The sequence below is a fragment of the Ciceribacter sp. L1K22 genome, from assembly GCF_017599385.1.
GTDB lineage: Bacteria > Pseudomonadota > Alphaproteobacteria > Rhizobiales > Rhizobiaceae > Allorhizobium.
The window spans coordinates 248,449-271,250 of sequence record NZ_JAGFPK010000002.1 but is presented as its reverse complement, the minus strand read 5'-3'; the positions used below and the strand labels follow the sequence as shown (position 1 = coordinate 271,250).

At 60.1% G+C, this 22,802-nt stretch carries 21 protein-coding genes and 1 other RNA gene; 13 read left to right on the top strand and 9 right to left on the bottom strand.

Translation table 11 applies throughout. The features are described from left to right. The first annotated feature begins 25 nt into the window (after window positions 1–25). A complete protein-coding gene (locus J5J09_RS19265) occupies window positions 26–529 on the top strand; it encodes a pyridoxamine 5'-phosphate oxidase family protein (protein ID WP_208553850.1) in 504 nt (167 codons plus the stop codon). Between the two features lie 9 nt (window positions 530–538). Here J5J09_RS19265 and J5J09_RS19260 read toward each other — a convergent pair whose 3' ends face one another. The 3 genes from J5J09_RS19260 to J5J09_RS19250 all read right to left on the bottom strand — a co-directional run bounded on the left by J5J09_RS19260 (window position 539) and on the right by J5J09_RS19250 (window position 2,880). Then, on the bottom strand, window positions 539–1,372 hold the full coding sequence (locus tag J5J09_RS19260; RefSeq protein ID WP_208553849.1) for an MBL fold metallo-hydrolase: 834 nt from the start codon (window positions 1,370–1,372) through the stop codon (window positions 539–541). Between the two features lie 96 nt (window positions 1,373–1,468). Next, window positions 1,469–2,293 carry a TIGR00282 family metallophosphoesterase gene (locus tag J5J09_RS19255; RefSeq protein ID WP_208553848.1) on the bottom strand — a complete coding sequence of 275 codons (825 nt, stop codon included), beginning with the start codon at window positions 2,291–2,293 and terminating at the stop codon, window positions 1,469–1,471. Continuing rightward, window positions 2,290–2,880, bottom strand: coding sequence for a 5-formyltetrahydrofolate cyclo-ligase (locus tag J5J09_RS19250; RefSeq protein ID WP_208553847.1), 591 nt, complete (start codon window positions 2,878–2,880; stop codon window positions 2,290–2,292). Before J5J09_RS19250 ends, J5J09_RS19255 begins: the two co-directional genes overlap by 4 nt. 168 nt (window positions 2,881–3,048) lie before the next feature. Between J5J09_RS19250 and J5J09_RS19245 the strand changes: the two genes are divergently transcribed. Next, entirely contained in the window at window positions 3,049–5,025 is a 1,977-nt protein-coding gene (locus J5J09_RS19245) for a methyl-accepting chemotaxis protein (RefSeq protein WP_208553846.1), read from the top strand. A 92-nt stretch (window positions 5,026–5,117) separates the two neighbouring features. Here the strand turns inward: J5J09_RS19245 and ssrS are convergent. The 3 genes from ssrS to J5J09_RS19230 all read right to left on the bottom strand — a co-directional run bounded on the left by ssrS (window position 5,118) and on the right by J5J09_RS19230 (window position 6,040). Then, window positions 5,118–5,276, bottom strand: a non-coding RNA gene (gene ssrS, locus J5J09_RS19240) — 6S RNA. A gap of 68 nt (window positions 5,277–5,344) precedes the next feature. Beyond that, on the bottom strand, window positions 5,345–5,734 hold the full coding sequence (locus tag J5J09_RS19235) for a cell division protein ZapA (protein WP_208553845.1): 390 nt from the start codon (window positions 5,732–5,734) through the stop codon (window positions 5,345–5,347). 33 nt (window positions 5,735–5,767) lie between these two features. Continuing rightward, window positions 5,768–6,040 carry a DUF4164 domain-containing protein gene (locus J5J09_RS19230; protein WP_208553844.1) on the bottom strand — a complete coding sequence of 91 codons (273 nt, stop codon included), beginning with the start codon at window positions 6,038–6,040 and terminating at the stop codon, window positions 5,768–5,770. 333 nt (window positions 6,041–6,373) lie between these two features. Between J5J09_RS19230 and tkt the strand changes: the two genes are divergently transcribed. From tkt to J5J09_RS19200, 6 genes are all read left to right on the top strand, one after another. Continuing rightward, entirely contained in the window at window positions 6,374–8,356 is a 1,983-nt protein-coding gene (gene tkt, locus J5J09_RS19225; RefSeq protein WP_208553843.1) for a transketolase, read from the top strand. A gap of 79 nt (window positions 8,357–8,435) precedes the next feature. Further along, window positions 8,436–9,446 carry a type I glyceraldehyde-3-phosphate dehydrogenase gene (gene gap / locus J5J09_RS19220; RefSeq protein ID WP_208553842.1) on the top strand — a complete coding sequence of 337 codons (1,011 nt, stop codon included), beginning with the start codon at window positions 8,436–8,438 and terminating at the stop codon, window positions 9,444–9,446. 190 nt (window positions 9,447–9,636) lie between these two features. Next, the gene (locus tag J5J09_RS19215; protein ID WP_208553841.1) at window positions 9,637–11,481 is read left to right on the top strand and encodes a potassium/proton antiporter; all 1,845 of its coding nucleotides are present in this window, start codon (window positions 9,637–9,639) and stop codon (window positions 11,479–11,481) included. A gap of 74 nt (window positions 11,482–11,555) precedes the next feature. Beyond that, window positions 11,556–12,758 (top strand): phosphoglycerate kinase, encoded by a 1,203-nt coding sequence (locus J5J09_RS19210; RefSeq protein ID WP_208553840.1) that lies wholly within the window; start codon window positions 11,556–11,558, stop codon window positions 12,756–12,758. Window positions 12,759–12,983: 225 nt separating this feature from the next. Continuing rightward, window positions 12,984–13,880 (top strand): fructose bisphosphate aldolase, encoded by an 897-nt coding sequence (locus J5J09_RS19205; RefSeq protein ID WP_208553839.1) that lies wholly within the window; start codon window positions 12,984–12,986, stop codon window positions 13,878–13,880. 116 nt (window positions 13,881–13,996) lie between these two features. Further along, complete coding sequence (locus tag J5J09_RS19200; RefSeq protein WP_208553838.1) at window positions 13,997–14,908, top strand: PhzF family phenazine biosynthesis protein; 912 nt, start codon at window positions 13,997–13,999, stop codon at window positions 14,906–14,908. Between the two features lies 1 nt (window position 14,909). On the opposite strand, the gene J5J09_RS19195 is transcribed toward J5J09_RS19200, so the two are convergent. Continuing rightward, complete coding sequence (locus J5J09_RS19195) at window positions 14,910–15,065, bottom strand: hypothetical protein (RefSeq protein WP_208553837.1); 156 nt, start codon at window positions 15,063–15,065, stop codon at window positions 14,910–14,912. A 172-nt stretch (window positions 15,066–15,237) separates the two neighbouring features. Here J5J09_RS19195 and J5J09_RS19190 point away from each other — a divergent pair, with 172 nt between their 5' ends. From J5J09_RS19190 to J5J09_RS19175, 4 genes are all read left to right on the top strand, one after another. Next, entirely contained in the window at window positions 15,238–16,530 is a 1,293-nt protein-coding gene (locus J5J09_RS19190) for an MFS transporter (protein WP_208553836.1), read from the top strand. After that, window positions 16,517–16,705 (top strand): DUF1192 domain-containing protein, encoded by a 189-nt coding sequence (locus J5J09_RS19185; protein ID WP_208553835.1) that lies wholly within the window; start codon window positions 16,517–16,519, stop codon window positions 16,703–16,705. The genes J5J09_RS19190 and J5J09_RS19185 overlap by 14 nt, the downstream gene beginning before the upstream one ends. A 363-nt stretch (window positions 16,706–17,068) precedes the next feature. Further along, complete coding sequence (locus tag J5J09_RS19180; protein ID WP_208553834.1) at window positions 17,069–17,584, top strand: DUF1465 family protein; 516 nt, start codon at window positions 17,069–17,071, stop codon at window positions 17,582–17,584. A 135-nt stretch (window positions 17,585–17,719) separates the two neighbouring features. Then, entirely contained in the window at window positions 17,720–18,787 is a 1,068-nt protein-coding gene (locus tag J5J09_RS19175) for a patatin-like phospholipase family protein (protein ID WP_208553833.1), read from the top strand. Between the two features lie 68 nt (window positions 18,788–18,855). On the opposite strand, the gene rpmE is transcribed toward J5J09_RS19175, so the two are convergent. Beyond that, complete coding sequence (gene rpmE, locus J5J09_RS19170; protein WP_208553832.1) at window positions 18,856–19,077, bottom strand: 50S ribosomal protein L31; 222 nt, start codon at window positions 19,075–19,077, stop codon at window positions 18,856–18,858. Between the two features lie 184 nt (window positions 19,078–19,261). Here rpmE and J5J09_RS19165 point away from each other — a divergent pair, with 184 nt between their 5' ends. Next, window positions 19,262–21,070, top strand: coding sequence for an ABC transporter transmembrane domain-containing protein (locus J5J09_RS19165; RefSeq protein ID WP_246746021.1), 1,809 nt, complete (start codon window positions 19,262–19,264; stop codon window positions 21,068–21,070). Between the two features lie 12 nt (window positions 21,071–21,082). On the opposite strand, the gene J5J09_RS19160 is transcribed toward J5J09_RS19165, so the two are convergent. Then, the gene (locus tag J5J09_RS19160; RefSeq protein WP_208553830.1) at window positions 21,083–22,735 is read right to left on the bottom strand and encodes an FAD-binding dehydrogenase; all 1,653 of its coding nucleotides are present in this window, start codon (window positions 22,733–22,735) and stop codon (window positions 21,083–21,085) included. Window positions 22,736–22,802 lie beyond the last annotated feature (67 nt).

Below are 22,802 nucleotides of genomic sequence, written 5' to 3'. Positions count from 1 at the left end.
AAGTCACAACGAAGGAGATCGAAAAGTGGCCAGTTTCTCAGAAGCGCGCGAAACCCCCGTCAACCAGCTGTGGGAAGAGATCGACGATATCCATGCGGGCATGCTGGGCCTGCAGGGCGAAGCCATGCATATGCAGCCTATGGCACCCTTCGCCGACCCGAAGACGAACACGATCTGGTTCTTCACGAAGACGGATTCGGAACTGGTGCAGAAACTGCGTCCCGGTTCCCGTGCTCACTTTTGCGTCGTCGGCAAGGACCACGACTATCATGCTTGCCTCGCCGGCTCCCTGGCGGAGCGGAAAGACGCGGCAAAGATCGACGAATACTGGAATTCGATCGTCGAGGCCTGGTACGAGGGCGGCAAATCGGATCCCAAGCTGACGCTTGTCGCCCTTCATCTCGACGACGGTGAAATCTGGGCCTCCACCGGCAACCCGCTGAAGTTCGGCTGGGAAATCGCAAAGGCGAACATGAACGACGAAAAAACGCCTGATGTCGGCGTGCATCGCCACGTCAGCTTCGCCTGAACCACCTGATCAGAAGCCCCTGAGCACCAGGATCAGGGGCTTCTTCGGCAGTGTGCGCATCGAGACCGTTACGCTCTGGTGTTCGGAAAATGACTTGTCAAACCGGTCGTCGAACATGGCCATGAAGCTGTCGACAATGGGTCCGCGGCGGTGCATCGGCAGAATTAGCGCCGAGCGCAACCGACTGATCACCCTGCTCATGCTCTGGGCGCCCATGGTAAGTCCGCCATCCACAGGGACCATCACGACATCAAGCCGCCCGATTTCGGCATAGTGGCTGTCGGTGAGCTCATGATGCAGATGCCCGAGATGGCCGATGCAGAGCCCCGCGATCTCAAAGATGAAGATCGAATTCCCGTTTTCCTCGAACCCGCCAAATCCGCGTATGTCGGTGCTGACATTGCGAATATAGCTTTCTCCGACAACGAGCCTGTGCTCGGCCTTTTCGCCCGGCGTCTCGTGCCAGCCGTGGAGGACGTGTTCGATCGCCGGATCAGGAAACAGCGTATAGTGGCTGCTGTGTGCCTTGTTCATCGTCACCACGTCCGGAAGACGCGCTGTTCTGAGCGAACCGCTGTAATCCGTCGCGATGGTCACCCCGTCTGGAGCCGTTATCTCGAACGTCGAATGGCCGACATACGTAATGACGACCTCGTCCCTCGCCGCGGCCTTCAGCGGGGCGAAGGTGCCATCAATCTGCGGACTATAGGTGGCGTATAGAGCGCTTGGAAGCCGGTCCGCCACCAACTGGCATTGGCTGACCATTCCCCGATCCTGCGCCGCTGTCGGCGAGATTGTCGCCAGCAGCGCCAATGTAGAGATCACCGCGAACCTGAGCTGCATCATGAACTCCCTGTCGGATCGACCACGGGCGAGCATGATGCAGGCTGGCAGACAGGTAAAGCTGGTGAGGACGTCTCCCGACTCACAATGGCGTTATCAGCGCCAGAACTCCGGCACCGTCTCGGTGAGCCTCGGCCCCAGTCTGAGGGGTGCGATTTTCTCCGCCAGTCCCGTGCGGTCCGAAATCTCGACGCCGACTCCGCAGATCGTCGAGGGGCCCGATGCCGCCTCGAAACGACCCTTCGGCATCTTGGAAATGAACCGGTTGATCGGCTCTTCCTTATCCATCCCGAGGGACGAGTCGTAGTCTCCGCACATGCCGGCATCAGACATGTAAGCCGTGCCACCGTTCAAGATCTGATGATCGGCGGTCGGCACATGGGTGTGCGTGCCCACGACGAGGCTTGCCCGTCCGTCGACGAAATGCCCGAAGCACTGCTTCTCGCTGGTCGCCTCGGCGTGGAAATCGAAGATCACCGCATCGGCCTGTTCGCCCATGGGGCAGGCAGCGAGGATAGCCTCGGCAGCCTGGAAGGGATCATCAAGTTCGGGATGCATGAACACGCGTCCCATGATGTTGGCGACGAGCACACGCGCACCATTGCGAGCGTAGAATAACCCAGAGCCCCTGCCGGGCGTTCCCGCCGGGTAATTCGCCGGACGCAGGAACTGGTCATGCCGCTCGCAAAAGCTGACCGCCTCCTTCTGGTCCCACACGTGATTGCCCGTCGTGACCACGTCCGCTCCGGCATTGATCGTCTCGAGGTAGATATCCTCTGTGATACCGAAACCGCCCGCGGCGTTCTCCCCGTTCACAACGACAAAGTCGAGCTTCAGGTCGGAGATCAGGCCCGGCAACCTGTCCCACACCGCGGTGCGACCCGTCTTGCCGACCATGTCGCCCAAAAATAGAAGTCTCATGCCGATACCTGCTTTCCAAAGACGCGAAAGCCGCTTTCCGTCAGCAATGCTTCCAGCTCGACATCGTGATCCTCCGCCGGCACTTCCGGCACCTCCTGACAGTCGAAGGCGATGCCAATCAGCCTCGGCTCCTTGCCACTGGCTCGCAGGCGCGCGATCGCGCGGTCATAATATCCGGCGCCGTAACCGATGCGGTGCCCGCGTGCATCGAATGCGGCGAGCGGCACGAGCATGAGGCCCGGATCGACCACGGGAGCCTCAGGACCGGGCCCGCGGGTACCGAAACCCGTGTCGACGAGTTCAGCGCCGGGAAGCAGTTCGCGAAACACGATGGTCTCTCGATCATGGATGATCGGCAACGCCAGTCGAGCGCCACGCTCCTTCAGTTTTGCGAGCAAAGGGCGGATATCAACCTCCGATCGGATCGGAAAGAACCCCGATACGATGGTGCCCGGTAAAACCTCGATAGCAGCAGTCCCGGCATCGGCTATGGCCAGCGACGCTTCTATTCGGCTCTCCACGGACATGGCATCTCGAGACGCAAGCCGTTCGCGGCGCAGGGCCGCCTTTCTGTCTTTGTGCAACATGCCCGTTTCTATGCGCAGACATATGCGAAGCGCAAGCATATCGCACCAGTGCTGCTGTTAATCGCCCTAAACCCCTTTGCTTCCGGCATTCAAAGCGCTTTGGTCGCAAAGCTTATTTAACATTTGCCATTTAATTGTAGGTTTACTTATCAATCGGGGAAACAACCTATGCGCCTTCTCTCACGCTTCGGGCTCGTCGGAACGGTTACCGCCACGACGATCATCATCCTCCTTCTTTCGCTTGCTGCGGTTGCGTTCGCGATCTCTCACAGTATTTCCGGACGTATCGCGGAACAGGCGATCGAAGGACAGAACGCAAGTCTCCGCACCGCGGCGACCATTGTCGAGCGTGACCTTCCGGGGGTCCAGGTGACCTGGGGCAAGGACGGCAACGTGGAGAAGATCGTTGCACCGGAAATCCCGGCCACGTTAGAAAGCCACACGATGATCGACACAGTCGGCCGCATGACCGGCCAGACTGCAACGATCTTCGGATGGGATGAAGCAAGCAAGGATTTCTGGCGCCGCACGACCAACATCGTCAAACCGGACGGAAATCGCGCAGTGGGCACTGCTCTCGGCCAGACGGGCGCCGTCTACCCGGTTCTGACCAAGGGCAACATCTATCGCGGCGAGGCGGTCATTCTCGAAGTACCCTACTACACCATATATCAGCCGATCTTCTCGCCTGAGAACAAGGTCATCGGCATACTCTATGCCGGTGTCCGGGCCGCCGACATCGACAGTATTGCCGAACAGATGGCCTGGACGATCGGCATTACGGCCGTTGTCACGCTGATCGTTGCAGCGATCATCATGGCCTTTGTTGCACGCCGTATCATGGGCCCCATTCCTCAATTGACAGCAGTCGCCAACCGGCTTGCCAAGGGCGACCTGGGGACCGAAGTGCCCAACCAGAGCCTGCGTAATGAGGTCGGCGCTCTCGCCCGCGCGCTCGACGTATTCCGTCAGAACGCGGAGCAGAAGATCGCTCTCGAGCGGCAGGCCGACGAGACCCGCGAACAGAGCGAACAGGAGCGCGGCGCACGCGAGCGGGCAAAGGCCGAGGAAAACGCCCGCATCCAAAAGGCGGTCGACGCCTTGGCCGGCGGCCTGCAACGCCTCAGCGAGGGCGATCTCACCTGTCGAATCGAAACCCCCTTCAGCGATGGCCTTGAGCGGCTGCGTGTCGACTTCAACAACTCGCTCGAGAAGCTGAACTCGACACTGTCGCAGCTGACGACCGAGACCCACGGCATTCAGGCAAGTGCCGAAGAGATGCGCTCCGCAAGCGGCGACCTGTCGAAGCGCACGGAACAGCAGGCTGCCTCGCTTGAGGAGACCTCGGCCGCGCTCGACGAAATCACTTCGACGGTCAAGAGTTCGTCTGCCCGCGCCGACGAAGCCTCGTCCATGGCACAGGCCGCCCGCAGCAGCACGGAAAGCTCAAGCAAGGTCGTGTCGGACGCCATCGAAGCCATGGGTCGCATCGAAAACGCTTCGTCCGAAATCTCGAAGATCATCAATGTCATCGACGAGATCGCCTTCCAGACCAACCTGCTGGCGCTCAACGCCGGGGTTGAGGCTGCACGTGCAGGTGAAGCTGGCAAGGGCTTCGCGGTCGTCGCCCAGGAAGTGCGCGAACTGGCCCAGCGTTCAGCAAATGCCGCGAAGGACATCAAGGCATTGATTACGAAATCCGGCGAAGAAGTCTCGGGCGGCGTGACGCTTGTTCGCGCCACCGGGGACGCGCTTCATAAGATTTCGGAGCAGGTGGAAAAGATCAACGGTCATATAGCGTCGATCGCAACGGCCGCCCGCGAACAGTCCACCGGCTTGAACGAGATCAATTCCTCCGTCAGCCAGATGGATCAGTTCACCCAAAAGAACGCCGCCATGGTCGAAGAGACCACAGCCGTCACGCATAGATTGGCTGAAAGCGCCACGACACTTGCCGGCCTCGTCGGACAGTTCCGGACGAGCGCAACGTCGGCTGCCCCGGCAACGCGTCAGATCGCCGTCGCTCGCCCGGAGAGCTCTCCAGCTCCCTCGCCGGCCCGACGAATGACTGCGGCATTGTCGAAAGCCTTTTCCACAGGCAGCGGGACCGCGGCGGCAAGCAATGCGGACTGGGAAGAATTCTAAGGCGGACTGCCTAACCTAAAAGCATGAGGCGGTGGCGAAAGCTGCCGCCTTTTGCGTCTTGGCGGCACCGTCTCAGGCCTTGAAACAACGAGGCGCGATCCACGGCAACCGATGGAGATTTACGATCCTGGGTGCCTACAAACGTAGGTGGGCGCCATATGTCCAAGCCCACGGGCCTGGCCAGGGACAGCTCCCTTTGGATCGAGTATGGCCCCAGGGATTGTGGTTCCTGTCGTGAGGCGCAGACCGCGTGGTGAATATAGGAGGTAAGCGTGCCGTCCGCCAGTGGCCTCTTCAGCCTTCCTGCCGATTTCCGCCATCACTCTCCAGGAGTTGACGCAACTGGATCTGCGCGTCCCGTCAGTTTCCGCGTTATTCCGGTTAGTTTTTCCGTGAGTTCGACAACGGACGACAGAAGCAGTTCTTCGCGCTTCTCTGCCCCGGCGAGAACCTCGTCCCGTCCACTGCGCAGCGCCGTCAATTCGCTTTCCAGGGACGCCACCCGCTTGTTCAGTTCGGACAGCTCGTCCATCACCATGATGCCGGCCATGACCGTGAGACGCAGATCGCCTATCTCGCCAAATTGCGTCTTCAAATGACCGACATAGCGGTCGAAGGTGGAGGACAGTGCAATGAGGTGATCCTCCTGCCCTTCCTCACAGGCCATTCTGTAGGCCTTACCGTCTATTGTGACCGTTACCTGCGCCATCATTTTTCCCGTACGGGGTAGAAAATCTGCAACTTACCTGTCCAGGACCGCCCGGATGGTCTCCATCGCCGTCACCAGCCGTCGGGAGACTTCCCGATTGACCTCCTCGAGACGATTGGCGCGAAACTGAGACTCGTCGAGTTCCTGCGCCAACCGCGCACGATCTGCATGAACGCGCTTAACCTCGCCTTCGACCTCACTGCTTTCGCGCTGAACCTCAAGACGCATGTCGATGGCATTCTCAAGGCCGGCAATCGCCTGCCGCAAGGCGCCAAGAGCCGCCTCTACCTTGCTTTGCGTTGGCATTGTGCTGTCCCGGCTTTTCCAAAAAAGGTGACCGAATCGACCCGTCGGGCCTACCTGTTAGATGCGGGACACTAGCCGCGCGGGGGCGGCTGCGTCAATGAAACGGCACGTGTCTCGCCACGCCTTTGCTGTGGAATACGGCGGATCATCACCGGTTAGAGCCTTCTCCGGATGCAGTGCCGCATTGTTGTGCAGCCTCCCGGTTTTTTGCACGGAACAAGGCACCCTACCTCTGGATTTGTTGACTTGCGCGATCCACCTGCTATGGATCAGCCGCCTTCAAGGGACCGCCCGCGCGGCCCTCCTCCAGACCCCGGAACAAGCGGAACTGCCATGACTTCTCCTGAAAAACACAACCGGATGGCCAATGCGATCCGTTTCCTTGCGATGGATGCAGTTGAAAAGGCCAACTCCGGTCACCCCGGCCTGCCGATGGGCGCCGCCGACATCGCCACTGTTCTTTTCAGCCGATATCTGAAGTTCGATCCGAAGAACCCGCTGTGGCCGGATCGCGACCGTTTCGTGCTGTCCGCCGGGCACGGCTCCATGCTGCTCTATGCGCTCCTCTATCTCACCGGATATGAGGACATGACGATCGAGGACATCAAGCAGTTCCGCCAGTTGCACTCCAAGACCGCGGGTCACCCCGAATACGGCCACGCCTCCGGCATCGAGACGACCACCGGACCTCTCGGCCAGGGCATCGCGAATGCGGTCGGCATGGCAATCGCCGAGCGCAAGCTGGAGCAGGAATTCGGTTCCGATCTGCAGAACCACTTCACCTATGTGCTGGTCGGCGACGGCTGCCTCATGGAAGGCATCAGCCAGGAAGCCATCGCCATGGCTGGCCACCTGAAACTCAACAAGCTGATCGTCTTCTGGGACGACAACAATATCACCATCGACGGCGCCGTATCCCTCTCGGACTCGACCGACCAGATCGCGCGTTTCAAGTCCGTCAACTGGAACACAATCAAAGTCGACGGCCATGATCCGGAAGCCATTTCCGCCGCGATCGAGCAGGCACAGAAGTCGGATCGCCCGACCTTCATCGCCTGCAAGACGGTTATCGGCTTCGGCGCACCGAACAAGGCCGGCACGCACAAGGTTCACGGTTCGCCGCTCGGCGCCGAGGAAATTGCCGCTACCCGTAAGGCGCTCAACTGGGAAGCCGAAGCATTCTCTGTGCCCGCCGATGTTCTCGATGCATGGCGTCTCGCTGGCCTGCGGTCGACCAAGACCCGCAAGGAGTGGGAAGAGCGTCTTGCCGCCGCCGATGCGGAAAAGCGCGCGGAATTCAACCGCCGCTTCGCCGGCGATCTGCCGGGCAACTTCGATGCGACCATCGACGCATTCAAGAAGAAGATTGCTGCGAACAACCCGACCGTGGCGACGCGCAAGGCCTCGGAGGATGCTCTGGAAGTCATCAACGGCCTCCTGCCCGAAACGCTTGGCGGCTCGGCCGACCTGACGCCCTCCAACAACACCAAAACCAGCCAGATGACCTCGATCACGCCGACCGACTTCTCCGGCCGGTACATGCACTACGGCATTCGCGAGCATGCGACGGCCGCCGCCATGAATGGCATCGCGCTGCACGGCGGCCTGATCCCCTATTCAGGTGGCTTCCTGATCTTTTCCGACTACTGCCGCCCGTCCGTGCGCCTCGCCGCGCTCATGGGCATCCGCGTCGTGCACGTCTGGACGCACGACTCGATCGGTGTTGGTGAAGACGGCCCCACCCACCAGCCTGTGGAGCATGTCGCAGCGCTTCGCGCCATCCCGAATCTTCTGCTGTTCCGTCCGGCCGACGAAACCGAGACCGCGGAATGCTGGCAGCTCGCTCTCCATCATAAGAACCGGCCGTCCGGACTGGCGCTTACCCGCCAGAACCTGATGCCGGTCCGCACCGAATACGAAGAAAAGAACCTCAGCGCATATGGCGCCTACGAGCTCATCTCGGCGAGCGATGCCAAGGTGTCGATCTTCGCATCCGGCTCCGAAGTGGAAATCGCCGTGAAGGCGCAGAAGCAGCTCGCCGACAAGGGCATCTCCGCCCGTGTCGTCTCGGTGCCCTGCTTCGAACTCTTCTTCGAACAGTCGGCCGATTACCAGGAAGCCATCATCGGCAAGGCCCCGGTGAAGATCGCGATCGAAGCGGGCATCCGCCAGGGCTGGGACGCGTTTATCGGCTCCGACGGCGATTTCATTGGCATGAATTCGTTCGGCGCCTCGGCGCCGGCCAAGGATCTGTACAAATATTTCGGCATCACGGTTGAGGCCGTGGTCGCCGCGGCGGACGCCAAGCTCGGTTGAGGCCAAACGCCGCAAGGGCATTTCGCCCCTGCGGCCGATCCATTAACTTGAACCTGTCTTAATAGCGGGAGTGATCGTAATGACTGTAAAAGTTGCCATCAACGGCTTCGGCCGCATCGGCCGCAACGTATTGCGCGCCATCGTCGAGTCTGGCCGCACCGACATCGAGGTCGTGGCCATCAACGATCTCGGCCCGGTCGAGACCAATGCCCATCTGCTCCGCTACGACTCGATCCACGGCAAGTTCCCGGCCGATGTCAAAGTCGATGGCGACACGATTTCCGTCGGCGGTGGCAAGCCGATCAAGGTTACCGCGATCAAGGACCCGGCAACCCTCCCCCACGGCGAACTCGGCGTCGATATCGCCATGGAGTGCACCGGCATTTTCACCGCACGCGACAAGGCAGCCGCCCACCTGACGGCTGGTGCAAAGCGCGTGATCGTGTCAGCGCCCGCAGACGGCGCGGATCTGACGGTCGTCTTCGGCGTCAACCACGACAAGCTGACCAAGGACCATCTTGTCATCTCGAATGCGTCCTGCACCACAAACTGCCTGGTTCCGGTGGTCAAGGTTCTTGATGATGCCGTCGGCATCGACCACGGCTTCATGACCACGATCCATTCCTACACCGGTGATCAGCCGACGCTCGACACCATGCACAAGGATCTCTACCGCGCCCGTGCTGCGGCTCTTTCGATGATCCCGACCTCGACCGGCGCGGCCAAGGCAGTCGGCCTCGTGCTTCCGCATCTGAAGGGCAAGCTCGACGGCACGTCGATCCGCGTTCCGACCCCGAACGTTTCGGTTGTCGATTTCAAGTTCGTCGCCAAGAAGAACACCTCCAAGGAAGAAATCAACGAAGCGATCAAGGCTGCGTCCAACGGCGCCCTGAAGGGCATCCTCGGCTACACCGAGGAGCCGCTCGTCTCGCGCGACTTCAACCACGACAGCCACTCCTCGATCTTCGCGATCGACCAGACCAAGGTTCTGGAAGGCAATTTCGTGCGCATTCTCTCTTGGTACGACAATGAGTGGGGCTTCTCGAACCGCATGGCCGACACGGCCGTAGCTTTCGCAAAGCTCATCTGAACCATCGTTCAGTATTTGTTAGCCATAAAGGCGGACCGATCGTCGGTCCGCCTTTTTTAATTGTCTCATTGCCTTGAGAGGATCATCATTCCCATTCAATATTCCTTCACCAAGTGAATGGGAATCAGAAGACAAGGGCCTGCGTTGCTGCGCGAGGCCATTTTCATGTTTCGTAAGGGGGTGACTGGAGTTGGAGACGTTTTATCTCGTCACGCTCGTGTTGACGGCGTTGATCCTGTTTGCAGCGTTCTCCAGCCTGCTTGCCTTCCGCTTCGGCGCCCCCTTGCTTTTGCTCTTTCTCCTCGTCGGGCTGATCGCCGGAGTGGACGGGCTAGGCATAGAATTTTCCAGCTATGAGACAGCCTATGCGATAGGCTCGATCGCACTTGCCATCATCCTTTTCGATTCCGGGTACGGAACCTCGTTGCATTCGTTCAAGATCGCGGCCTTCCCGGCGATCGTCTTGTCAACCGCCGGCGTATTGCTGACGGCTGGGCTCTTCGGTCTGGCGGCGAGTTGGATCCTGGGTCTCAGCCTGTTGGAGGGCATGCTGCTTGGCTCGATCGTCGCCTCGACGGACGCTGCTGCGGTGTTCTTCCTTTTGCGAATCGGCGGTATCAACATTCGCGACAAGGTGCGTTCGACACTGGAAGTCGAATCCGGAACGAACGATCCGATGGCCATCTTCCTGACGCTGGCTCTGGTCACGCTTGTCTCCCAGAACGGCAGTGAAGAAACAGGATGGGCAGCAGGTCTCGGTCTGCTGCGGATGTTTGTCGAGCAAATGGGCATGGGCCTTTTGCTGGGGCTGATCGGTGGATACGTGATCGTCCTTATCCTCCGTCATATCCGGATTGAACGAGGCCTCCTTCCGATCGTCGTCCTGGCCCTGTCGCTGGTGGTCTTTTCCTATACAGGCGCCGTGGGCGGCAGTGGTTTTCTTGCCGTGTATGTCGCGGGCATTTTCGTCGGCAACAAGAAGATCCCGGCCGGACCGGCAATTTCGAGATTCCAGGAGGGGCTGACCTGGCTTGCCCAGATCATTATGTTCCTCGTACTGGGCCTTTTGGCGACACCCTCCGACTTCGTCAACACCCTGGCGCCGGCCGCCATCCTCGCGCTCTTCCTGGTGTTCATCGCGCGACCGATCGCAGTCTGGCTCAGCCTGCTTCCCTTCGACTTTACGCAACGCGAGACCGGCTTTATCGCCTGGGTCGGCCTGCGCGGGGCGGTGTCCATTCTGCTTGCCATCCTGCCGGTGCTGGGTGGTATCGAGAACGGAGCGATCTACTTCAACACCACGTTCATCGTCGTCATGCTTTCTCTCGCGATGCAGGGCTGGACCATCAAGCCCATGGCGAGAGCACTCGGCCTCATCGTCCCGCCACGCCTCGGCGCGATCGAAAAGTACGAACTCGACCTGCCCGGCGCGGCCAATCACGAACTCGTCTCGTATCGCGTCGTTGCCGGAAGCCCGATCATCAGCGGCGAACGCATCCCGCGCTGGGCTATGCCTTCACTGGTCATCCGCGACGGCAAGTCGATGCGCTACCAGTATGCCGGACGGCTTCGCGAGAACGATCAGGTCTACCTCTTCATCGCGCCGGGCTATTCGCGGCTGCTCGACCGCCTCTTCGCGGAAAAGGCCAAGCTGGACGAGGACGATACCGAATTCTTCGGGACTTTCACGATCTCACCGTCCCGACCGGCCGAGGAGCTCGACCTTGCCTATGGCCCCGGCCTCATCAGCGAAGCGGACAAGGCCAAGACCGTCGGCGAGCTGATCGAGGCACGTATCGGCAGTCATCCGGAATACGGGGATCGGGTCCGCGTCAGCAACGTTATTCTGATCGTCCGCGGTACTGACGACAATGGCCGCATATCCTCTGTCGGCATTTCACTGGAAGCTGTCGTTCCCGCCACCACGCTACCAATCTTCCTCAATATGCGGGAGACCGCCCATACGGTCCGTGACGCACTGCGACGTTATCGCGCTCGCAAAAGAAGCCTGTCCGAGAAGGAAAACAGGATGTGATCTGTTTGATCTGTCATTGAGCCGGAGTAAGGTCTGCGCCATCACCCTTTCAAATCACAACGACGGATAACGACATGCCGGCTTTCAAGACTTTGGACGATCTCACCGACATAAAGGGCAAGCGCGTACTGGTGCGCGTCGACCTCAACGTGCCGATGGCGGACGGCAAGGTCAGCGACTCGACCCGCATCGAACGTGTGGCGCCAACGATCCAGGAACTGTCTCGCAAGGGTGCCAAGGTCATCCTTCTCGCCCATTTTGGCCGCCCGAAGGGTGAGCCCGTGGCTGATATGTCGCTGAAGCCGATCGCCGCCGCGGTGGAGGAAATCCTCGATCAGAGCGTCGAATTCGCCGGCGACTGCATCGGCCCGGAAGCCTCAAAAGCGATCGATGCGATGAACAATGGCGACATCCTGCTGCTGGAGAATACGCGGTTCCATAAAGGCGAGGAAAAGAACACACCTGAGTTCACTGCAGAGCTCGCAAAGAACGGCGACATTTTCGTCAACGACGCGTTTTCGGCCGCACATCGCGCGCATGCGTCCACCGAAGGCCTCGCCCATCACATGCCCGCCTATGCCGGACGCACGATGCAGGCGGAGCTGGAGGCCCTGGAAAAGGGCTTGGGCAAGCCGACCCGCCCCGTGGTGGCGATTGTCGGCGGCGCGAAGGTCTCCACCAAGATCGACCTGCTGCAGAACCTCGTAAAGAAGGTCGACGCCCTGGTGATCGGTGGCGGCATGGCCAACACCTTCCTTGCGGCACAGGGCGTGAACGTTGGCAAATCCCTTTGCGAACATGATCTGGCCGAAACCGCGAAACAGATCATGATCGAGGCTGCGACCGCGGGCTGCGCCATTGTTCTGCCCGTCGACGGCGTGGTTGCCCGCGAGTTCAAGGCGGGTGCCGCCAACGAGGTTGTTGATATCAACGCCATTCCGTCCGACGCAATGGTGCTCGACGTAGGACCGAAGTCGATCGAAAAGGTCAACGAGTGGATCGGCCGCGCAGCGACCCTCGTCTGGAACGGCCCGATGGGAGCATTCGAGATAACGCCGTTCGATGCCGCGACGGTGGCCGCGGCAAAGTACGCGGCGGAAAGAACCCGTGCGGGCAAACTGGTTTCCGTCGCCGGCGGCGGCGACACGGTCTCCGCTCTCAACCATGCCGGTGTCGCCGATGACTTCACTTATGTGTCGACAGCCGGCGGGGCATTCCTGGAGTGGATGGAAGGCAAGGAACTGCCGGGTGTTTCGGTTCTGTCGACAGCAGGCTGAGCGGTCTCGCCGTCATCGGATGCGCGGATTGACGCCGCGCATCCCTGTTAACTTACCTCTTTAAAATAGTTCAATATTTTAAACGATTGAAATGATTTCAATCGTTTCAATAGCTTACCGGCATATTCCCCCTCCAAAAAACTTCTGGTATCGGCCACTGGGTCACTAGGTCTGCAAGTCGTTTTGAGCGCCCGGCGCGCTATTTTTTTGGGATAGGAGTGAAGCATGGTGGACGCGAAGATGTTGAACAAAATCGGCTCGGCGCCCGGTTTCATTGCGGCGCTCGATCAGAGCGGTGGTTCAACACCCAAGGCGTTGCTGCTCTACGGCATTGCGGAGACCGACTACAACGGCGACGAAGAAATGTTCCGCCTGATGCATGCCATGCGCGTCCGGATCATGAAGGCTCCGGCCTTTTCCGGAGACAAGGTTATCGGCGCCATCTTGTTCGAGCGCACCATGGACGGCGATGTCGATGGACAGGCAGTTCCGTCCTACCTGTGGGAAAAGCGCGGCGTCGTGCCGTTCCTGAAGGTCGACAAGGGCCTGCTGGACGAGGACAACGGCGTTCAACTGATGAAGCCGATGCCGGACCTTGATCCTCTCCTTATCCGGGGGCGCGACAAGAGCATCTTCGGCACCAAGATGCGCTCCGTTATTGCTCACGCCGACAAGACCGGCATTGCCGCGGTCGTCAAGCAACAGTTCGAAGTGGCGCGCCAGATCATCGGCCAGGGTTTGGTCCCGATCGTCGAACCCGAGGTCTCCATCAAGAGCCCGACGAAAGAAGCGGCTGAAGCCATTCTTCGAGACGAGATTGCGGCGCAACTCGACAAGCTGCCGGCCGGCGAACAGGTCATGCTCAAGCTGACGATCCCGACGGTCGACGGTTTCTATGAGCCCTTGGGCGCCCATAAATCCGTGATCCGGGTCGTCGCGCTGTCCGGCGGCTACAGCCGCGCGGATGCCTGCGAGAAATTGCGGAAAAACCACGGCATGATCGCAAGCTTCTCACGCGCGCTGACGGAGAACCTGCGCGTGCAAATGAGCGATGCGGAATTCGACGCAAGTCTCGCCGAAACGATCGATGAAATCTACGCAGCGAGCGTGAACAAGGCCTGACGCCGCTGCATCTGGCGCGTTTCTTCGCACGATGATTATTGTCACCGAGACACAAAAGCCCGGTTTCGACCGGGCTTTTCCGTTATAGCCTCGTCATCGCAACACGGAGGCGAGTAATGCCGGAACGCCATTTCCAGACGGTCGACGTCTTCACCACGAAACGGTTTTCCGGAAATCCGCTTGCCGTCGTCTTCGATGCTGCGGGCCTGGCCGACAGCGATATGCAAAAGATCGCCGCCGAGTTCGGCTATTCGGAAACGACATTCGTTCTTCCCCCTGAAGATACGGCCAACACTGCGGCGGTACGCATCTTTACGCCAGTCACCGAGGTTCCCTTTGCCGGGCATCCGAATGTCGGGACCGCCTTCGTCATTGGCAATCTCGGTTCCCTCTTCGGGCGCAGTGTCGATGATGTCCTGAGGTTCGAGGAGAAGGCCGGCCTCGTGGAGGTAAAGCTGATGCGAGACGGTGCCCGAGTCACGGGAGCGTCGATCCGTGCGCCCGGACCGCTCACGATCGGGTCTTTGATCGAGGCCGGAAGGCTCGCACAATGCATCGGACTGGCCCGCGATGAGGTGAAGATCTCGGCACATGAACCGGTCTTTATGTCGGTAGGCCTCACGTTCATCGTTGTTGAACTCACTGACCTGGACGCTCTCGGCCGCGCCGCGGTCGACATATCCTCACTCGCCGCGCTTCGGGAGACCTTCTCCCACGATGATTGCGATTGCGCTCTGTTTCTCTACGTTCGCTGCGGCGACGGGCACGTGCGGGCGCGTATGTTCGCACCGTTCGACAATGTCGCGGAAGATCCCGCGACGGGAAGCGCCTCGGCAGCCCTTGGCGCTTTCCTCGCCTTCCTGGACGGCTTCACCGGTTCCCGACGTCTCTTCGTCGAGCAGGGCATAGAGATGGGCCGCCCGAGCCGCATCACCGTCGACGTGACGAGCGATCAAGGTGTGCTGCAGTCCGTATCCGTGAGCGGTGACTGCGTCGAGGTTACGCGGGGAAGCCTCGTTTCGGGCTAGCTCAAGGTCTGATCAGCAACGTCACAGACCAGATGACGAAGGCGATGATCGCAATCTTCCAGAAGTCGCGGCGACGCCGGAGACCCGGCAGGCCGAGGGGCTTGATGATCTGCACGACCATGGCGAGGATCAGCAGAAGGCCGATTATCTTGGTCATGCATTCTCCGGTGCGTATCTGCCCCGGTCAAACGCGAGACATCTTTTTGCCCGACAAGGGATTCGGCAATTCGTTAGCGGTTTGGCTCGTATAGTGCAACCGGACGGCCGGCTGCGACGTTGCTGCACCGCACCCTTTCTACAGTATGTTAGCCGGGAAACTTGCCGATATCATGAGACGAAATCTTATACCTGTCCTCGCCCTTCTGCTGGGTACGCTCTTCCTCTTCCTCGGAAACGGTCTTCACGGCCTTCTTTTGCCGGTCCGCGGATCGGCGGAGGGCTACTCCAACGAAATCCTCGGCCTGCTCGGCACGTCGTGGGCGACAGGCTTCGTCCTCGGCTGCTTCTACGCTCCGAAGCTGGTGATGCGGATAGGACATGTCCGTGCCTTTTCCGGGTTCATCTCCATCATAGCCATCATTGCCTTGATCACCGGCATGGTGGTGGATGAATATGCATGGGTCGCACTTCGCGCCCTCACCGGCTTCTGCACGGCCGGAACCTCGATGATCATCGAAAGCTGGTTGAACGAACGCGCAACCAACGAGAGCCGCGGCGCGATCTTCTCCTTCTACATCTCGATCACGCTCATCGGTGTTGTGGGGGGGCAGATGCTGGTCGGCCTCGGCGATCCGGCCACGACCATCCTGTTCATGGCTTGCGGCATCTTCTATTGCCTGGCCATGCTTCCGACGACGTTTTCCACCGCCGCCTCGCCCCAACCACTGAAATCCGTCAGCCTTGATCTCAGGAGCCTTTATCGCAACTCGCCGGTTTCGTTTGTCGGCATCCTGCTGATCGGCATCGCCAACGGCGCCTACGGAACTCTCGGGGCGGTGTTCGGCTCGAGAGCAGGACTTTCGCCGACGATGATTGCGGCAATGCTGTCAATCACCATCTTCGCTGGGGCAATTGCCCAGTTTCCTGCCGGCAAGGCCTCCGACATGACTGACCGGCGTTATGTGCTTGCCGCGCTCTCCGCAGTAGCTGCCATCGCTGCGGTCCTGCTTGTCCTGATACAGCCGCAGGACGCGGTTTTCATGATCATCCTCGTCGCCATCTATGGCGCAGCTGCCAATGCCCTTTATCCAATTGCTGTGGCCCATGCGAACGACTTCGCCTCGTCGGAAAATTTCGTCAAGGTATCGGGCGGGCTGCTGCTGCTCTTCGGCATCGGCACGATTATCGGCCCCACGCTGGGTGGTCCGGTGATGACGCAGTTCGGCCCATATACCCTCTTTGCCGTCACCGCGATCGCGCATATCGCGCTGGCCACCTATGCTATATTCCGCAGCAGGCTGCGCGCCGCCATTCCCATCGACAGCCGCGAGACATTCTCCTCGGCGCCGATGGCAACGCACCCAATGAGTACGCCTGAAAGCCTCGCACTTGATCCTCGTGCACAGCCTCTTGGGGAGCAAAGCGAATCACCGGATGAGGAGTTGAGCCATGATCGCCGATGACGACAGGCCCGCACGCAAAACGACACATGAGATAGGATGTGACCTCTCCCTGCTGGCTGCGGACGAACTGCGGTCGCGCATTGAACTGCTCAAAGCCGAAATCGAACGGTTGGAGGCGGAATGCATACGCAAGCAGGCCGGACGGCTGGCGGCGGAGAATTTGTTCAAGACCTGAGATTGTCGCGAAACAATACTTGGCAAAACTGGAAACCCGCTCGAAGAATCGCATTTTTCGCTTCTCGTTAACGCACGGTTAACTATTTCGGGAGATGATGTGAGCGTCCAGAGCTTCTGGATTCAGGCAGTTTCACCGACTGGCGAATAGGTCTGATTTTTCTCCCTGTTTTACCTTGAGAGCCGCTTTTGCGGCTCTTTTTTTGTCGCCTTAATCCTTCCACGAAATTGTGGGAATTAACCCTTCTTTAATAAACGACTTGCGCGTTTCAGGTATTGGTACCATCTTGTCAGCCATGAGATGGACGGTGCTACGAGGGCACCTCAGCCTGAACAAGTGATGCGTTAAACAGGGAAGACATCGATGAGCGATCAGGGCTTGAACACGATCAGCTTCGCCGGCCGCGCCGCGGCATCGGCGCCGTTCAAGGCGATCTATGCCGAGGGGATGGGCCTGGTGGAGGAGACCGCCGCCTATCTGGACGGTCCTGGCCGCTCTGCCGCCAAAGTACTGCCGCGTATGGCATCCGTACTTTACGCCGCCGAATCCATGCGCCTCACCACCCGACTGATGCAGATGGCATCCTGGCTTCTTTTGCAGCGCGCCGTGAACAACGGCGAGATGAGCCGCGATCAGGTTCTGTCGGAAAAGAGCAAGGTCCGCCTCGACGGCTTCAACGTCGATCGCAGCGCTCCGGGCTGGAACGACCTTCCCGAAGCCTTCCGTGACCTCGTTGAGCGTTCGCTTCGCCTGCAGAACCGGATTTCCCTTCTCGACCGCGAGATCTACCGGCCGTCCGACGCTTCCGTTGTTCCGGACAATGAGAACAGCGTACAGGCCCAGCTTGATCTTCTGCGCACGGCTTTCAACGCAGGCTGATCGGCACCCGTGAAACAGAAGCCCGTCCTGCTCCACGCAGGTCGGGCTTTTTTTGCGCCTCATCGGAAGATTGCGTTTTAGCAATTTACAACGTGTGATTATATGGCAAACTCCTCCTCTGCGAGGGAGGGAGCCTTGGCCAAGTTCATTCTGTCCATCGATGGCGGCGGCATTAGGGGTACGATCCCTGCGGCTATCCTGACTGTTCTCGAGAAAAAGCTGTCGAAGCGCAGCAAGAAGCTGCCGCTACACCGTTATTTTCACATGATCGCTGGAACCTCGACGGGCGCGATCATCGCAGCAGGACTGACATGTCCGAAACCCGGACAACCATCCGAACCCGCTGCAGACGCCACCACCTTGCTGGACCTCTACAAGAGCAAGGGCGCGAAAATCTTCGACATCGGCCTCTTTCGAAAGATTGCCAATTTCGGTGGTCTTTTCGAGGAGCGCTACGATGCTGGTGCTCTTGAGAAGATATTGACGGAGATGCTCGGCAAGAAGACGGAAATCAAGGATGCCCTCACCAAGGTGCTCATCACCGGTTACGACATTCACGCACGCCGTGCCGTTTTCATGACCAATGCTGATCGCGATCACGAACGGTTCTACTTCTGGCAGGCGGTCCGCGGGTCGTCAGCCGCTCCTACCTATTTCGAGCCGGCGCTGGTGGAGGATCTCGCCAGGGTCAAGCACGGCGAAATTCCGGCGCTGCCGCTGATCGATGGTGGAGTTTTTGCCAACGATCCTGCAATGGCGGCCTATGTCGAGGGCTGCAAGCTGGGATGGCGCGACGACGGCGAGAAAATCGTCATCCTCTCGCTTGGCACCGGTTCGGCCAATCGCAAGATCCCCTACCAGCAGGCGAAAAGCTGGGGCGCTGGCGGATGGATCAATCCCGCCAATGATACACCGCTTATCTCCGTGCTCATGCAAGGCCAGTCCAGCACCGCCTCCTACCAGCTGAACAAATTGCTCAACGTCGAACCACCGTCCTTTGCGGACGGAGCAACGGTCGTGACGACGGACAATCGCGAGAAGCTGGACTACTTCAGGCTCGACGCGCCGCTGGTCGGCGTCAACGACGCGCTAGACGACGCCACACCGAAGAACATCTCCGACCTTGAGCGCTTCGGCCTGACGCTGGCGCAGAAACACGATCTGGCGCTGGAAGAGATCGCCGACAGGCTCGAGGCTCTGTAAGCGCTTTTCCCATAAAGCAAAAACCCGGCTCAAGAGCCGGGTTTCAATATGCGCCAAGGTCAAATGGCTTAGAGGCCGAGGCCGCCGAAACGCTTGTTGAACTTCGAAACGCGGCCGCCGCGGTCCAGCAGCTGCTGGTTGCCGCCGGTCCAGGCCGGATGCGACTTGGGGTCGATTTCAAGGTTCATGACAGCGCCTTCCGAACCCCACGTGGAGTAGGTTTCGTATTCGGTGCCATCGGTCATGACCACCTTGATCTTGTGATAGTCGGGATGGATATCAGCCTTCATAGCGCTCTTCCTGATGTGCCGGAGGGTCCAATTGCCGCAATTGCGTCAGGGAACCGTATTCAATAAATGAAGCCGTAGTCCGATCAGGCTACGGCTTCCCAATTCGATGCGGTGCCTATACATGAAGGGCGCAACGATAACAAGAGCCAAGGCGAGAGTTTGGCGCCTGAGGGCAGGAGACGGCATGACGGACAAGACAGGAAGCAATGGGGCGGCGAAAACACGGCAGTTCGCGAGGCCGCTCGCGCAGCTGGCGCCTTATCTTCTCCGGTACCGCGGCATGGTCGCCGCCGCGCTTTTCTTCCTCGCTCTTGCTGCCGCGACGACGCTCGCGCTCCCGCTTGCCGTCAGGAGGATGATCGATCACGGATTCAATGACGCCGATCGTGGTTTCATCAACGATTACTTCGGCATGCTGATCGTCATCGCGGTCGTTCTCGCGCTGGCGAGTTCCCTTCGCTATTACTACGTCATCAATATCGGCGAGCGGATCGTATCCGATCTTCGTCGTGAAGTTTTCGCCCAGGTGACGCGACTGTCTCCTGCCTTCTTCGACGTAAACCAGTCCGGCGAGATCGTTTCGCGACTCACCGCGGATACTGCCCAGATAAAATCCGCTTTCGGCGCGACCGCGTCCCAGGCTCTGCGCAATGCCATTCTCTGTCTCGGCGCGATCGGCATGATGATCTACACGAGCCCCGGTTTGTCGATTCTCGTGATCGCCGCGATCCCGATCATTGTCTTTCCGCTGGTCGCGTTCGGCCGCTCGGTCCGGAAACGGTCGCGGTTCGCGCAAGACACGCTCGCCGACGCGTCTGCCTTCGCAAGCGAAACGATCGGCGCAACTCGAACGGTCCAGTCCTACAATGGCGAAGCCGCCGCTGCCGCGCGCTTCGGCGACGCCGTCGAACGCGCTTATCACGCCGCCCGCGGAGCAACGAAGGCTCGCGCGGTGCTGACCGGCGTTGCCATCATGCTCGTCTTCGGCAGCGTCGTCGCGGTCCTTTGGGTGGGCGCCCAGAGCGTCCTCAACGGCACCATGAGCGCGGGTACTCTTGGCCAGTTCCTCCTTTATTCGGTCATTGCGGCAGGCGCGCTGGGTTCGCTTTCGGAAGTGTGGGGCGAACTGTCCCAGGCGGGAGGAGCCGCGGAACGTCTTATCGAACTCCTGCGAGAAGTGCCGGCCATTCGCTCGCCGGAAGAGCCGACGGCGCTGCCCGAGCCACCTCAGGGGCGGATCGACCTGCACGACGTCCACTTCGCCTATCCGTCGAACCCAACGCGCTCGTCCCTCAAGGGCTTGAGCTTTAGCGTCAGCCCGGGAGAGACGGTCGCCATTGTCGGCCCTTCCGGTGCCGGCAAGAGCACAGTCTTTTCCTTGCTGCTGCGTTACTACGACCCTGTCAGCGGAACGATCAACCTTGATGGCACCGACATCCGCACTGTCGACCTGCAGGCACTCCGCAGCCGGATCGCGATCGTACCCCAGGATGTGACGATCTTCGCCGCATCCCTGCAAGACAACATCGCCTTCGGCAAACCCGGAGCCACTCGCGAGGAGGTGCGGGCTGCAGCGGCTGCGGCGCAGGCCGCCGAGTTCATCGAGCGTCTTGACGACGGTTACGACACCAAGGCCGGCGAGCGCGGCATCACGCTTTCAGGCGGCCAGCGCCAGCGCCTCGCCATTGCCAGGGCTATTCTTAAGGATGCGCCGGTTCTTCTTCTCGACGAAGCCACCTCGGCGCTCGACGCAGAAAGCGAGACGTTGGTTCAGAAGGCTCTAGACGGCCTGATGCGGAACCGCACGACGATTGTCATCGCCCACCGCCTGGCAACCGTACTGAAAGCGGATCGCATCCTGGTCGTCGACGACGGCCGGATCGTCGAACAGGGAACGCACCAGTCCCTGATTCAGCATGGCGGCCTCTACGCCAAGCTCGCGCGATTGCAGTTCGAAAATGGTGCACAGCATTTCTCAGTCGCCGCGAAGTAACCAAGACCAAGCTCAGGAGCCAACCGCGCGTCCCGCGATGCGGCCCGAGAACAGGCATCCACCGAGGAATGTGCCCTCAAGCGCGTTGTAGCCGTGCATGCCCCCGCCGCCGAAACCAGCCGCCTCTCCGGCGGCATAGAGCCCTGGCAGCGGCTCACCGCGCCAGTCGAGCACGCGGCCTGAAAGATCGGTGTGAATGCCGCCTAGCGTCTTGCGCGTCAGGATATGCAGCCGCACCCCGATCAGCGGGCCCATCGCGGGATCCAGCAGGCGATGCGGCTTTACGGTACGCATCAGCCGGTCGCCGACATAGTTCCGCGCTCCCCGGATCGCCGTCATCTGGACATCCTTGCCAAACTTGTTCTCCGCGTCTCGGTCTCGGGCCTCGATCTGCTCGCGCAGGTGATGGATACCGAGCCGGCCCTCACCGCTGATATCGTTCATAGCGACAACCAGGTCCTCGAGCGTGTCACGGACAGCGAAATCCTCACCCTTGTCCATGAAGGCCTGCACAGGTCCTGGCGGTTCCTTGCCAAGGCGCTTCAGCAGCAATCGGATGTTCTTATCGGTGAGGTCAGGATTCTGTTCAGAGCCTGAAAGAGCGAATTCACGTTTGATGATTGCCTTGTTGAGAATAAACCAGCTGTAGTCATGGCCTGTCGCCCGGATGGCCTTCAACGTTGCCATGGTGTCAAAGCCCGGCATGGCCGGAGGTGCCAGCCGGTTTCCATCGGCGTCGCACCAGAAGGACGACGGCCCCGGCAATATGCGAATCCCGTGCTGCGGCCAGATCGGGTCCCAGTTCTTGACACCTTCCGTGTAATGCCACATCCGGTCGCCGTTGATGACATCGCCACCTGCAGAACGCGTAATCTCCAGCATTCTTCCGTCGACATGCTGCGGAACGCCGCTGACCATTGTACGAGGTGGCGGACCCAGCCGCTCAACCGGCCAGCTTCGTCGGACGAGATCGTGATTGCCGCCGATACCGCCGGACGCGACCACCACGGCGCCCGCCTCGACTTCGAACTCTTGCTCAACCTCCCGGTTGGTCGCGGCACCGCGAACCGCTGCATCCGGCTTAAGGACGGCGCCTCGCGCACCGGTAACGACGCCATTAGTGACAGTCAGACTATCGACCCGATGCCGAAAGAGGAAAGAAAGCCGCCCATCCTCAGCCATCGCCCGCGCTTTCCGGACAAAGGGTTCGAGCACACCTGGCCCCGTGCCCCAGGCAATGTGGAAGCGCGGAACCGAGTTACCGTGACCGTTGGCGAGCGAACCGCCGCGCTCGGCCCAGCCGACGACGGGAAACCAGCGCATTCCGAGGTCATGTAGCCAGCGCCGCTTCTCGCCGGCTGCGAATTCCAGATAGGCATCCGCCCACAGTCTTGGCCAGTAATCCTCGGCCCGATCGAACGCAGCCGAGCCAAGCCAGTCCTGGCGCGCCAGGGCCTGGCTGTCGCGAATGCCCAACCGCCGCTGTTCGGGGCTGTCGATGAAGAAAAGTCCGCCCAGCGACCAGAAGGCCTGGCCGCCAAGATTCTGTTCGCCTTCCTGGTCAAGAACGCAGACCTTGAGACCGCGTTCGGCTGCTTCGGTCGCGGCAACGAGACCCGCGAGACCGCCACCGATCACCGCCACATCGAACTGACTTGCCGGCATAGGCGCGTCCTCCTCCACAGCCCATGGCTATTCTTACGAATACGTAAGAGTAACCACAAGCCCGGGA

What these genes read in the sequence shown, in the direction of transcription:
- J5J09_RS19260 (WP_208553849.1), bottom strand. Translation starts at nt 1,372, where the DNA reads ATGCAGCTCAGGTTCGCGGTGATCTCTACATTGGCGCTGCTGGCGACA.
- J5J09_RS19255 (WP_208553848.1), bottom strand. Translation starts at nt 2,293, where the DNA reads ATGAGACTTCTATTTTTGGGCGACATGGTCGGCAAGACGGGTCGCACC.
- J5J09_RS19250 (WP_208553847.1), bottom strand. Translation starts at nt 2,880, where the DNA reads ATGTTGCACAAAGACAGAAAGGCGGCCCTGCGCCGCGAACGGCTTGCG.
- J5J09_RS19245 (WP_208553846.1), top strand. Translation starts at nt 3,049, where the DNA reads ATGCGCCTTCTCTCACGCTTCGGGCTCGTCGGAACGGTTACCGCCACG.
- J5J09_RS19235 (WP_208553845.1), bottom strand. Translation starts at nt 5,734, where the DNA reads ATGGCGCAGGTAACGGTCACAATAGACGGTAAGGCCTACAGAATGGCC.
- J5J09_RS19230 (WP_208553844.1), bottom strand. Translation starts at nt 6,040, where the DNA reads ATGCCAACGCAAAGCAAGGTAGAGGCGGCTCTTGGCGCCTTGCGGCAG.
- tkt (WP_208553843.1), top strand. Translation starts at nt 6,374, where the DNA reads ATGACTTCTCCTGAAAAACACAACCGGATGGCCAATGCGATCCGTTTC.
- gap (WP_208553842.1), top strand. Translation starts at nt 8,436, where the DNA reads ATGACTGTAAAAGTTGCCATCAACGGCTTCGGCCGCATCGGCCGCAAC.
- J5J09_RS19210 (WP_208553840.1), top strand. Translation starts at nt 11,556, where the DNA reads ATGCCGGCTTTCAAGACTTTGGACGATCTCACCGACATAAAGGGCAAG.
- J5J09_RS19205 (WP_208553839.1), top strand. Translation starts at nt 12,984, where the DNA reads ATGGTGGACGCGAAGATGTTGAACAAAATCGGCTCGGCGCCCGGTTTC.
- J5J09_RS19200 (WP_208553838.1), top strand. Translation starts at nt 13,997, where the DNA reads ATGCCGGAACGCCATTTCCAGACGGTCGACGTCTTCACCACGAAACGG.
- J5J09_RS19195 (WP_208553837.1), bottom strand. Translation starts at nt 15,065, where the DNA reads ATGACCAAGATAATCGGCCTTCTGCTGATCCTCGCCATGGTCGTGCAG.
- J5J09_RS19190 (WP_208553836.1), top strand. Translation starts at nt 15,238, where the DNA reads ATGAGACGAAATCTTATACCTGTCCTCGCCCTTCTGCTGGGTACGCTC.
- J5J09_RS19185 (WP_208553835.1), top strand. Translation starts at nt 16,517, where the DNA reads ATGATCGCCGATGACGACAGGCCCGCACGCAAAACGACACATGAGATA.
- J5J09_RS19180 (WP_208553834.1), top strand. Translation starts at nt 17,069, where the DNA reads ATGAGCGATCAGGGCTTGAACACGATCAGCTTCGCCGGCCGCGCCGCG.
- rpmE (WP_208553832.1), bottom strand. Translation starts at nt 19,077, where the DNA reads ATGAAGGCTGATATCCATCCCGACTATCACAAGATCAAGGTGGTCATG.
- J5J09_RS19165 (WP_246746021.1), top strand. Translation starts at nt 19,262, where the DNA reads ATGACGGACAAGACAGGAAGCAATGGGGCGGCGAAAACACGGCAGTTC.
- J5J09_RS19160 (WP_208553830.1), bottom strand. Translation starts at nt 22,735, where the DNA reads ATGCCGGCAAGTCAGTTCGATGTGGCGGTGATCGGTGGCGGTCTCGCG.